Annotated in this window: 10 protein-coding genes; 8 read left to right on the top strand and 2 right to left on the bottom strand. The window is 66.5% G+C overall.

The window, feature by feature from the left end; translation table 11 throughout:
• Positions 1-32: 32 nt before the first annotated feature.
• The 3 genes from K5L94_RS18315 (at position 33) to K5L94_RS18305 (ending at position 4,244) form a co-directional block, all read left to right on the top strand.
• Positions 33-932: a helix-turn-helix transcriptional regulator gene (locus K5L94_RS18315; protein WP_180880961.1), complete on the top strand. Its 900-nt coding sequence runs from the start codon at positions 33-35 to the stop codon at positions 930-932.
• A 49-nt stretch (positions 933-981) separates the two neighbouring features.
• Positions 982-3,864, top strand: coding sequence for a TonB-dependent receptor (locus K5L94_RS18310; RefSeq protein ID WP_053450724.1), 2,883 nt, complete (start codon positions 982-984; stop codon positions 3,862-3,864).
• Positions 3,865-4,034: 170 nt separating this feature from the next.
• The gene (locus K5L94_RS18305) at positions 4,035-4,244 is read left to right on the top strand and encodes a hypothetical protein (RefSeq protein WP_010483987.1); all 210 of its coding nucleotides are present in this window, start codon (positions 4,035-4,037) and stop codon (positions 4,242-4,244) included.
• A gap of 61 nt (positions 4,245-4,305) precedes the next feature.
• Here K5L94_RS18305 and K5L94_RS18300 read toward each other — a convergent pair whose 3' ends face one another.
• Together K5L94_RS18300 and ppa are read right to left on the bottom strand one after the other, a co-directional pair.
• Positions 4,306-5,427 carry an HDOD domain-containing protein gene (locus K5L94_RS18300; protein ID WP_053511390.1) on the bottom strand — a complete coding sequence of 374 codons (1,122 nt, stop codon included), beginning with the start codon at positions 5,425-5,427 and terminating at the stop codon, positions 4,306-4,308.
• Between the two features lie 151 nt (positions 5,428-5,578).
• The gene (gene ppa, locus K5L94_RS18295; RefSeq protein ID WP_005410935.1) at positions 5,579-6,115 is read right to left on the bottom strand and encodes an inorganic diphosphatase; all 537 of its coding nucleotides are present in this window, start codon (positions 6,113-6,115) and stop codon (positions 5,579-5,581) included.
• Between the two features lie 185 nt (positions 6,116-6,300).
• Here ppa and K5L94_RS18290 point away from each other — a divergent pair, with 185 nt between their 5' ends.
• The 5 genes from K5L94_RS18290 (at position 6,301) to K5L94_RS18270 (ending at position 11,989) form a co-directional block, all read left to right on the top strand.
• Entirely contained in the window at positions 6,301-6,792 is a 492-nt protein-coding gene (locus K5L94_RS18290) for a hypothetical protein (protein ID WP_053450722.1), read from the top strand.
• A complete protein-coding gene (locus K5L94_RS18285; protein ID WP_053450721.1) occupies positions 6,792-7,268 on the top strand; it encodes a hypothetical protein in 477 nt (158 codons plus the stop codon). Before K5L94_RS18290 ends, K5L94_RS18285 begins: the two co-directional genes overlap by 1 nt.
• 86 nt (positions 7,269-7,354) lie before the next feature.
• Positions 7,355-7,855 carry an RNA polymerase sigma factor gene (locus K5L94_RS18280; RefSeq protein WP_049456982.1) on the top strand — a complete coding sequence of 167 codons (501 nt, stop codon included), beginning with the start codon at positions 7,355-7,357 and terminating at the stop codon, positions 7,853-7,855.
• A gap of 104 nt (positions 7,856-7,959) precedes the next feature.
• The gene (locus K5L94_RS18275) at positions 7,960-8,892 is read left to right on the top strand and encodes a FecR family protein (protein ID WP_053450720.1); all 933 of its coding nucleotides are present in this window, start codon (positions 7,960-7,962) and stop codon (positions 8,890-8,892) included.
• Between the two features lie 178 nt (positions 8,893-9,070).
• Positions 9,071-11,989: a TonB-dependent receptor gene (locus tag K5L94_RS18270; RefSeq protein ID WP_274511118.1), complete on the top strand. Its 2,919-nt coding sequence runs from the start codon at positions 9,071-9,073 to the stop codon at positions 11,987-11,989.
• The last annotated feature ends 21 nt before the right edge of the window (positions 11,990-12,010 follow it).

Genomic DNA, 12,010 nt, shown 5'->3' with positions numbered 1-12,010 from the left:
AGGCCTGTACTAGGCAAATCCGTGGTGCCCCCATGCGTCAACTCTCGCTGGCCGATCGCGGCCAAACCGTCTCTCTCGACAAGTCCCTCGATGAAGGTACGCCGACCTGCCTGGGCGTCGCCCGGCTGGGCAGCCTGCAGACGGCGGGAAGCAGCTTCACGGTGTGGATGCAGGTGCGCGGCAGTTCCTGGGTCGAAGCCAAGGAAGGTCGCTTCCGGCTGCGCCAGGGCGAGTGGATCGCATTCGAGAAGGAGTCCCGGCCGCTGGTGCAGGCGGGCCGCAACGGGTTGTGCGTGGGCCTGAACCTGAACATCGAAGCGCTGCGGGTGCTGACCGAGATGGCCGACTGTGGCCTGTATGCCGGTCGTGGCCGCCTGAACCGCAGCGACGCCCGGGTGGGCCTGCGGCTGTGGCGCGATGCGCTGGCCAGTGGCCAGCCGGCCCATGCACTGAGGCCGCTGCTGCTGCATCTGGCAAGCCTGCAGCGGGGCCTGGCCGAGAACGTGCAGCGCTGCCCGGGGCGCTCGCGCAGCCGCAAGCGGCAGGTGTTCGGGCGCATGCAGCGCGCAAGGCTGTACCTGGAGGGCAACAGCCATCGCGTGGTGCGGATCGGTGAGTTGGCCGAGCTGACCAACTTCTCCAGCTGGTATCTCTCCAAGACCTTCCAGAGCCTCTACGAAGAGAGTCCTCAGTCGCTTTCGGCACGGTTGCGCCTGGAACGGGCCGCCGATCTGCTGCGTGACACCGACATGATGGTGGGTGAGGTTGCCGCAGCCAGCGGATTCGACAACTGCTGCAGCTTCGCCCGCGCCTTCCGCGCCCGCTATGGCCAATCCGCTTCGCGCTTCCGCGAGAACGGCGGGGTTCTGCCGCCACATTCTGCAAAGTCTCTGGTTGGGTCGCGCAAATACAGCGTCGCAACGCAATCGTAACGTGCTGGGGTGTTTTAACACGCTGCTAACACGTACCTTGGAGAGATAGATGAACGTTTGTAATCCCGCAGTGCGGCTCGGCCTGCTGCCCGCCGGCATCGCGCTGGCGCTGGCGCCGGCCTTTGCTTCCGCCCAGGAAGCGAAGGCCACGACCGACCTGGACCGCATTTCGGTCACCGGCTCGCGCATCCGCCAGGCGAGCATGGAAACCGCGCAGCCCGTGATCGCGCTGCAGCGCGCCGACATCGAGAAGCAGGGCTTCACCAGCGTCGGCGATATCGTGCAGAACCTGTCGGCGACCGGTTCGCCGGCCATCAGCCGTGCCGACGCCCTGACCTCGGGCGAAGAAGTGGGCGGCCAGTACGTCGACCTGCGCGGCCTGGGCCCGGAGCGCACCCTGGTGCTGCTGGACGGCAAGCGCATGGGCGTCAGCACCGGCGGCTACACCGACCTGGCTGCCATCCCGACCTCGGTGGTCGAGCGCATTGAAGTGCTGACCGACGGCGCCTCGGCGATCTACGGCTCCGACGCCATCGCCGGCGTGATCAACATCATCACCCGCAAGAACTTCGACGGCCTGGAAGCCAGCGTCTACGGCGGCCAGTACGGCCAGGGCGACGGCGAGAAGCAGGTCTACAACTTCGTCTACGGCCAGACCGGTGAGCGCGGCTCGATCACCTTCGGTGCCGAGTACAGCAAGGAAGATCCGGTCTGGGCGAAGGATCGTTCCTTCAGCCGCTACCCGAACGGTCGCTTCCACCCGAACCCGACCGATTCGGATGCCAACGGCTGGTCGCCGGCGTCCAACCACGGCGTGCTGATTGATGACATGGGCACCCCGAAGGACGCGAACGACGACGTCTGGTACACCCGTGGCAACAACGGCTCGGGCAACACCATGGCCGATTTCCGCGAGTTCGGCACGGCTGACTACACCAATGCCAGCCAGGAAATGTGGCTGCAGAACAAGCTGACCCGTCGTTCGGTGTTCGCCAATGGCAACTACGACCTGACCGACAACATCCGCGCCACCGCGAACGTGCTGTACACCAAGCGTACGGCCACCCAGCAGATCGCCGGCTACCCGTACCAGTCCGAGGTCTACGGCACCCCGCTGTCGGCCGACAGCATCTACAACCCGCTGGGCAAGGACGCGGAATTCATCCGTCGTACCTCCGAAGTGCCGCGTCAGACCGAATCCGAGCAGGAGACCTTCCGCTTCTCGGCCGGCCTGGAAGGTTCGTTCGAGTTCGGCGACAAGTTCTGGGACTGGGACGTGGGTTACGTCTACAACCAGAACAAGGGCGTGAAGACCGGCACCGGCAACCTGTTCATCCCGAACGTGCAGAATGCGGTCGGCCCGTCCTTCATGGACGGCGACGTTGCCCGTTGCGGCACCCCGGGCCACGTCATCGCGGGCTGCACCCCGTGGAACCCGCTGGCACCGTACGGCTCGACCGGCAACGGCTCGCTGGCCGATCCGGCCCTGCAGGCCTACCTGTACCTGCCGAGCCACGATACCTACACCAACACCACCAAGGCCTACAGCGCCAACATCGGTGGCTCGCTGTTCTCGCTGCCGGCCGGTGAGCTGGCCATCGCGGCCGGTTACGAGCACCGCGAAGAAAGCGGCGAGTACAACCCGGATGCGCTGCTGCAGTCGGGCCTGAGCACCGACCTGGCCGGCAAGCCGACCAAGGGCAGCTACAAGCTCGACGAGTTCTACGTCGAACTGAACGTGCCGGTGCTGGCCGACATGCCGTTCGCCAAGGAGCTGTCGCTCGACATGGCCGGCCGCTACTCGGACTACAACACCTTCGGTGACACCATCAACAGCAAGTTCGGCCTGAAGTGGAAGCCGATCGACGACCTGCTGGTGCGTGCGACCTACTCGACCGGCTTCCGCGCCCCGAGCATCTCCAACATGTACGGTGGCACGTCGCAGACCTTCGACGCCTACACCGATCCGTGCGACAGCAGCTTCGGCTCGGCCGCGCGCAACCCGTCGGTTGCCGCAGCCTGCCAGGCGGGCGGCGTTCCGGCCAACTTCCGCCAGATCACCTCCGGCGGTGCGCAGTCGACCGGCCCGGGCACCCAGTCCTACAGCGCCTTCGAGTCGGGCTCCAACCCGGAACTGAAGCCGGAAACCTCCAAGACCTGGACCGCAGGCCTGGTGTACAGCCCGAACTTCGTGCAGGGCCTGGACGTCAGCCTGGACTGGTGGAAGATCCGCATCAACAACGTGATCGCCGCCGAGTCGGTGACCTCGATCCTCAACCAGTGCTACGTGCTGGGCGTGGCGTCGGCGTGTGAGCGTTTCGAACGCGGCACCGACGGCCGCACCGTCAACCAGGTGGTCGACGTCACCCGTACCCTGATCAACGGTGGTTACCAGGAAACCGCAGGTTACGACCTGGGCGTCAAGTACCGCCTGCCGGAGTTCTCCTTCGGCAAGTTCGTCATCGACTGGAAGACCACCTACGTCGATTACCTCGAGTACAAGCGTGACAACGAGGCCGAAACCCCGGTCGAGCAGCACACCAGCTGGGCGACCGGCGATTGGGGTGCCAACTTCCGCGTCCGTTCGAACCTCAATGTCGACTGGACCCTGGGCAACCTGGGCGTGAACTGGGGCGTGCGTTACTACTCGGGCATGAAGGAGCCGTGCTCCTACGATACCGAGTGCAACCTGCCTGACTTCACCTCGGCCTATACCCTGGGCCAGCCGAGCCGAAAGGTCGGTTCGAACACCTTCCACGACGTGCAGGTGCGTTACAACCTGCCGTGGCAGGCCACTGTCTCGCTCGGTGCCAACAACGTGTTCAACCACGAAGGCCCGGTCATGTACAGCCAGCCGAACTCGAGCTTCTCCTACTACGGTGGCTTCGATATCGGTCGCTTCTACTACATGAAGTACACCCAGCGCTTCTGATCGATCGAAGTGCGACAGCAGTAATGGGAGAGCGGGCCGCAAGGCCCGCCCTCTTTATTTGTAGGGGAATTCCGAAACATGTTGGAAGGTGAGCGAAATCACGTTCCTGCCGTGTCGTAATCAACACAGTTGACGGGTCCACTTGCGGACACTTGCACATGGAGAGAGCGATGAAGAGCACGCTGTTGCACAAACTGTCTGCTGCTGCACTGATCTATGCAACATTGGTGGGTGCGGTGTTCGCCCAGACCGGTGGCGTCTGTGGGGGCGGGCTGTACTGCGAGGAGCTTCGCCAGGAATGCCTGGCTGCGGGCAAGTCGAAGGTGCTGTGCGATCTGCAGTATCGTCACTGCGTGCAGGATGCCTGCGGCGCGCGCTGATGCAGGAAAGGGCGCGCCGTCAGGCGCGCCCCTTGAGTTCCACTGGGGTGCAGTGGCGGGTTCAGGCGTCGCTGGGTACCAGCCCCATCAACGCATTGGCATGCTCGCGCCATTGCGGCAGCTTGTTGAGCACGCCCGCGCGCTGCAGGTAGTCCTCGTCCACCGGATCGCCGTTGACCAGTGCCAATGCCACGTGCACCGCACCGGTCACCCAGAAGCTGCGTGTATTGGCGCGCTGCGGCTGCAGGTGGAAGGCCACTGCTTCGATGATCGGCATCGGCAGGCCCCACAGGCCCAGCAGATAGGCGCCCGCCTCGGCGTGGCCGGGGCGCGTGTCTCCCGCCAGCGACGGTTCGGAACGTTCGTTGCGCACACCGGGCAGCAGCAGGCCGATGTCGGCCAGCAGCGCGGCGGTCGCGCCCAGTTCGGCGCTGGATTCGGGCAGCAGGCGTGCGGCCAGCCGCGAGGCAAGCAGGGCGCGCTGCTGCAGCGAATTGCGTTCGGCGGTCGACAGCGTCGGTGCCGAAAACACTTCGCTGGCCAGCACCAGGTCGCGCAGCGTGGCCAGGCCCAGCCGGGTCACCGCGGTGCGCAGGTCGGAGATGGTGCGGCCCTGGCTGAAGAACGCCGAGTTCGACAACTGCAGCACCTTGGCGGCGATGGCCGGATCGGCGGCGACCAGCTTGGCGACGTCAGCGCTGTCGGCATCGTCGTCGTGCTCCAGCGCCTGGGTCAGGCTCAGGTACAGGTGCGGCGGCGATGGCAGCTTCTCGATGCGGCCGATGGCATCGCGCAGGCGTGGGCTGTCCAGCACCTCGCGCAGCTCTTCCAGGCTGGTCAGCGCTTCCAGCAGCACTTCCGGCGCCAACGGCAACGGCAGGAAGCGATGGGCGACACCGATCAGGCGTGCCGGCGGCGGACGGTTGCCATGCAGGGCATCCACCAGCGCGATGCGGATGGTTTCCGGGCGCAGGGTCCGGATCTGGCCCAGCAGCGTGGTGGCATTGAGGTCCGGCAGCTGCGGGCAGACGATCACCGCGTCCACGCCCTGCGTGGCGACCGCGGTCATCGCAGCCTGGCCATCGGAGGCGGTCAATGGTTGCCAGTCTTCCCCAAGATCGGCAATGAATTCGGTCAGCTCGGCCGGCAGGCTGGCTGCATCCCCAACAAGCAGAATACGCACGACACATTCCCCTGGCTGTCTCGACGATGGATGTCGACGACGTGTGAAGTGACGCAATTTACCTAATACGGCAGCAAGAGTGATGTGCCGTCGTCGTGAAACGTGACCCGCATCGCTCCGGCAGGGCATGCCGGAGCGATCCGGTTCAGGCTCAGGCCTTGCTGTCGAGGTGGCGCTGGTGCGCCTCGATCAGGATCTGCTTGGCCTCGGCGGCGCCGCCCCAGCCGTCGAGCTTGACCCACTTGCCCTTTTCCAGGTCCTTGTAGTGCTCGAAGAAGTGGCCGATGCGCTCCAGCCAGTGGCTGGACACCTGGGCGATGTCTTCAACGTGGGCGTAGCCGCTGAAGATCTTCGAGACCGGCACGGCCAGGATCTTCTCGTCGCTGCCTGCCTCGTCGCTCATCTTCAGCACGCCGACCGGACGGCAGCGCACCACCGAGCCCGGCACCAGCGGCAGCGGCAGCACCACCAGCACGTCGGCCGGGTCGCCATCGCCACACAGGGTGCTCGGCACGTAGCCGTAGTTGCACGGGTAGCGCATCGGGGTGGACAGGATGCGGTCGACGAAGATCGCGCCGGTTTCCTTGTCCACTTCGTACTTCACCGGCTCCGAGTCCTTCGGGATCTCGATGATGACGTTGATTTCTTCCGGCGGGTTCTTGCCGGGCGAGACGAGTTCCAGACCCATGGTGTGCTCCAGGTGGGGGGTGTAGACGGATAGCTGACCATTTTATGCCTTTGCCGGGCGCTGTGCAGGGGAGGGCAGCCCACGGCACCGCGCGGGGCGTCCCTACGGACCGCCCGGGGTTTGGCTGATGGGGAACCCGGCGCGGGCGGCGCAGGCTGGACCCCCATCTCCGAGGAGTGCTGCCCATGTCCTGGCATGCCCGATTCACCGCCGTCGTGCTGCTGCTGATGTCCCTGCCGGCGCCTGCCCGAGGCCTGCACGTCGATCTGATCGACTATCCGCGACCGGAGGCCAACTGGGAGCGCGCCTATGGCCTGGAGGCGGCGCTGACGAGGGAGTTCGACGCGCGCTGCGCCGATACCTGGTGTGAAGGGCAGTACAGCAATTACCAGGTACTGGAGTTTCGTTGTGCCGTACTGGCCCATCGCGGCACCGTGCAGCGATGTGCCTGGGTCATTGCCGCCAGTGAGCTGGCGGTACAGGCCGACAGTGGCGAGATTCGCGTCGACAATGGCCGCTGGGTCTGTCCGGTGGAGTTGCATCCGGGGGTGCCGGTTGAGGCTTTCCATGCCGCGCTGGACGCACCGGGTGGCCTGGCGGCCTCCCTGCCAGGGCTCGATCACGGCCTGTTCGACGAGCTTCCCCACTGCATACGGAATGCGCGGAGGGACGGCTGATGGGCGGGTTCAAGGCACGTTGGCTGGCCTGCGCGCTGTTGATGGCGGGGGCCGTGCAGGCAGGTCCGCTCTACGTGGATGCCCGTGACTACCCCGCACCGGGCGCCGGCCACGCGCGTTTCCTCGCAGCCGAGCGTCAGCTGGTGCGCGGCTTTGACGACGTCTGTGGCGATACCTTCTGCGAGGGGGAGTACTACAACCTCAGGGCGATGCGCCTGCGCTGCTCGGTACAACAATCCACCGGCGTGGTTGCCGGTTGCGTCTGGACCTTTTCGGGAAGCTCGACCTGGGTCCGGCAGACCGGGCAGATCGATGCCGATGTCGGCCGCTATGCCTGCGCGGTGCCTCTGGCTGCAGGAACCCGGCTGGACGAACTGTTGGAGGTATGGGGCGTCGGATCCGGACATGACGCGCTGCATGCCTTGCTGCCTGGAACCCGTACGAGCGTCTACGACGGGCTGACCGACTGCCTGTGAGAGTCGCCAGGAATGCAAACGTGACTGATTCGCATTAACGGAGTAGCATGCGCGACGCCTTCTTGTCCGTGGTACCGGCTCCGCGCATGTCCTCCAATGCCGCCACCCTCACCGAACTGCTGATCCGCGAGCGGTCAGCGCTGCTGCGCCGCGTCCAACGCATCCTGGGGAGCGACGGCGGCGCCGAGGACGTGATCCAGGCGGTGTGGTTCAAGGCGCGTGGGGTCGACGACAGCCAGGCCATCGACAACCCGCGCGCCTACCTGTACCGGCTGGCCGCCAACCTGGCCACCGACCACGGTCGTGAATCGACCCGCCGCAACCGCCTGCTGGCGGACCACTATCTGTGGGGGCCGGACGAGGTGATCTCGACCGAGGAGCAGGCCATGGCGCAGGACGAACTGCAGCGCGTGCTGGATGCGGCAGGCCACCTGCCGGAACCGACGCGCAGCATCTTCCGGCTCAACCGCCTGCAGGGCCTGACCCAGGCCGAGATCGCGCGCCGCCTCGGCGTGTCGGTCACCACCGTCGAGAACCATGTGCGCACTGCGCTGCAACGCCTGGCCTGGGCGCGCAGCGGTCGATGACCGTCCGATCTTGGGGTTGCCCTTCGCTGGAACGTCTTGATCACTGGACCGTGGATGCGGTCTAGTTCCCCTGCCCGCGCTTGAATGCGCCTGTCCGCCAGCCGATGAGCCCGCCGAACATGCTGCCCGCCGCCAATGACGATGCCCTGGCCGAACAGGCCCGGGGCTGGATCGCGTGGCTGGCGTCGGGCGACGTCGGCGAGGCGCGGATGCACGAGTTCGAACGCTGGCTGGCCCAGCCGGAGCACCGCCGGGCCTTCGAACACGAGCGCGCGCTGTGGCGCAGCATCGGGCCGCGTCCGCAGGCCAGGCCGGTGCAGCGGCCGCGGTCGCGGCGACTGCGCTGGGCGATGGCTGCCGCGGCCGCACTGGCGATGCTGGTGGCCTGGCCGGAAGCCTGGCTGCGCCTGCAGGCCGATCATCGCAGCACGCACGTGGTGCAGGACGTGCAACTGCCCGACGGCAGCCGTGCAGTGCTGGATGCGGACAGCGCGATCGCCGTGCACTTCGACGCGCATGCACGCCAGGTCGAACTGCTGCGCGGACGCGCCTGGTTCGACGTCACGCCTGATGCAGAGCGGCGTTTCAGTGTGCGTGCGGGCAATGGTGTGGTCGAGGACATCTCGACCGCGTTCACCGTCGCGCGCGGCGATGGCCAGGTGGAAACCCAGGTCGGGCAGGGCAGGGTGCGGGTGGCCAGCCCGGCCGACGGTGGCTGGACCTACCTGCAGGTGGGCCAGCGCGCAGTCTATGGCGAGCACAGTGGCGTGGCCCGCTTGGAAGACGTGGCGGCGGACAGCGTAGGCGCGTGGCGCCAGGGCGAACTGCTGCTGGAGCAGGCCAGCGTCGCCGATGCCGTGCATTGGGTGGGACGTTATCGTGCCGGGCCGACCTTCGTGCGCGGTGACCTTTCGCGGCTGCCGGCGGTGAGTGCAGCGCTGCGCATCGATCGCCCGGAACAGGCACTGGATGCGCTGGCTGCAACGGCCGGCCTGCAGGTGACCCGTCTTCCCTTCGGTGTTGCCATCGTCCAGTAGATCCACGCCATGCGTGGATGCCTTCACCCGTCATCTTCCGCAAATCTCCCTTGGGGTCGTCGCGCTTCCATCCGTCTTACTCGGCGAACGTACCCGCCGCCGCCACGTACGTCGCCGTGTCCGCCTGTGTTGCGGATGACGCCGCGCCCGCGGCACTGATTACCTGACAGGTTCCCCCATGTTCGACTCCCATCGTCCGGGCCGCGTGCTGCGCCCGTCCCGCCTGTGCATCGCATTGCTGGCCGCAGGCCTGGCCAGCGTCGCGCCGTCCGTGCTGGCGCAGAGCGCCCGCGGCGATCATGCCGCCGTGCAGCGCTTCGACATTCCGGCGCTGCCGCTGGACGAAGCGCTGCGCAGCTACATGCGCCAGTCCGGCATCCAGGTTGTCTATCCGGCGACGCTGGCCCAGGGCGTGACCTCGCGTGCGGTCAACGGCAGCCTGTCGGCCAACGACGCGCTGCAGCGGCTGTTGCAGGGCAGTGGCCTGGCGGTACGCCGGGTCAGCGCCGATGCAGTCACGCTGGAAGCAGCGACGCCGGCGCAGGCCGGCGATGGCGTGATCGTCACCGACACGCTGAGCGTGGCCGGCGACCGTGTCGATGCCGGCGCGACCAGCGACGAAGCCCGCCTGCTCGACAGCTACCGCAGCGTCGGCTCCACCACCACGCTCAACCGCACGCACCTGGAGCGCTTCCGCGGCACATCCAACGGCGACATCGTCAAGGGCGTGGCCGGTGTCACCGCCGGCGATCCGCGCGTCGGCAACGGCTTCGACGTCAACATCCGCGGCATCCAGGGCCAGGGCCGCGTGCCGGTGATCATCGACGGCGGCCAGTCCAGCATCGACACCTACCGTGGCTATGCAGGCCAGTCGCAGCGCACCTACCTGGACCCGGACCTGATCTCCAGCCTGACCATCACCAAGGGCCCCAGCCTGCAGGCCAACGCCTCTGGCGGCATCGGCGGCGTGGTCGAGATGGAGACGCTGAAGATCGGTGACGTGTTGCGCGAAGGCCGCGATTTCGGCGTGCGCGTGCGTGGTGGCCTGGCCAATGCCAGCGCCAACAACCTGCCGGCGTACAGTGCTGCGCCGCGCACCGACCGCAGCGCTACCGGCAACCAGTTCTTCAACGTCGCCGCCGCCGGCCATTGGGATCGCTTCGACCTGGTCGCCGCCTACGCCTACCGCGATACGGGCAACTACTTCTCGGGCAAGCATGGCTACGATGACTTCCCGCAGACCCGGCGCACGCTGGCACCGCTGAATCCGCCGCGTACCGAGGTGTTCAACACCTCCTCGCGCTCGAAGTCGGCGCTGCTCAAGGGCACCTGGCGCATCGACGACGCGCAGACGCTTGAGGCGGGCTACCGCCGTTACGAAGGCACCGCCGGCGAGATCATGGCCTCGCAGATCATCCGCGTTGATCGTGACCGCATCCCGCAGTGGGATCCGGGCCACGTCGACATGGACAGCTACACCCTGCGCTACCGCTTCAATCCGGACAGCGAGCTGGTCGACCTGCGCGTCAATGCCACCTACACCGATACCGACAGCGTGATGTACAACAGCCTGACCGGCATCACGCCGTGGTATTTCGACCGCCGCACCGAGTGGTATGACGCGCCCAGCTTCAGTGGCGACCCGGGCTACAAGGATGCCTACCGCAATCCGCTGCGGCAGAAGCGCTTCGGCCTGGACGCCAGCAACACCTCGAGGTTCGATACGCAGGCGGGTGCGTTCACGCTCGACTACGGCCTGTCCTACAGCGATGAAGACATCGCGCCGGGCAGCTCCGGGCCGGTCATGCACGACGATCTGGTCAACAACCGCTTCCTGCGCAATGCCGAGCGCAAGGAATACAGCGCAGTGGCGTCGCTGAAGTGGCAGCCCGACGAGCATTGGGAGCTGCTGGCCGGTGGCCGCTGGAACCGCGTGGATGTGCATGACCGCAACCGCCTGGCCACGCCCGACGCCTACGAGGTGCAGGGCCAGTACCGCTACACCGAGCTGCTCAACGGCAACCCGGCGCTGCCGTCGTGGCGGGCCAAGCGCATCGCGCTGCTGAACTGGTATCCGGATGCCAACGGCAACTTCACCCAGGAATCGCTGCTGGCCTCGCCGTACAAGAAGGGCACGGTGGCCGACATCGGTGGCTGGAACTTCTACGACGCGGGCAAGGCGCAGGACCTGGAAGTGCCGGTCAGCTGGAGCTGGTCGCAGCCGATCCGCCGCCGCGACAGTGCGTTCTCGCCGACTGCCAGCGTGGCCTACCGCTTCAGCGAAGACACCATGGTCTACGTGAAGTACGCCGAAGGCACCAAGCTGCCAAGCCTGTTCGAGACCACGCTGGGCCTGTTCACCGCTGCCAAGCCGGTGGGTGAACTGAAGCCGGAGCGTGCGCGCAGCTGGGAAATCGGTGCCAGCACCATCCGCTACGACCTGTTCACCGCCGGCGACCGCCTGGCGCTGAAGCTGGCCTACTTCGATACCCGCATCGACGACCTGATCACCCGCGATTACCGCACACTGTCGGCCGGCCTGATCCGCAACGTCGACCGGTTCAAGGTGTCGGGCATGGAGTTCCAGTCCAGCTATGACAGCGGCAAGCTGTTTGCCGATCTGTCCGCGCACTACTACTTCAAGGCCAAGACCTGTGCGCCGGACATTGCCGCCGAGCGTCGCGCCTATGGCGAGCAGCGCAAGAACGCGGAGCTGGCCGGCACGCCGGACTGCGTCGATGGCGGCTTCGAAGGCTCCTACACCAACACGCAGAACCCGCCGCGCTACATGGTCAACCTGACCCTGGGTTCGCGCCTGTTCGACGAGCGCCTGACCTTCGGCACCCGCGTGGTGCACAACGCCGGCCCGATCAGCAAGCTGGACAAGGAATGGAACGTCGGCCTGTCGGCGATCCAGCAGCTGTACCGGCCGACCACCCTGGTCGACCTGTTCGCCAGCTGGAGCTTCAACGACCAGCTGTCGGTGGAGGCGGGCGTGGACAACCTGACCGACCGCTACTACCTGGACCCGCTTGCCCTGGGCGTGATGCCTGCCCCGGGCCGCACCGCGCGGCTGGCGTTGACCTGGAAGTACTGATCGACTGCGCAGTGCGCCTTC

Origin of the sequence: Stenotrophomonas forensis (assembly GCF_028752115.1) — a bacterium.
GTDB lineage: Bacteria > Pseudomonadota > Gammaproteobacteria > Xanthomonadales > Xanthomonadaceae > Stenotrophomonas > Stenotrophomonas forensis.
This window is presented reverse-complemented; position numbering and strand designations above follow the sequence as displayed.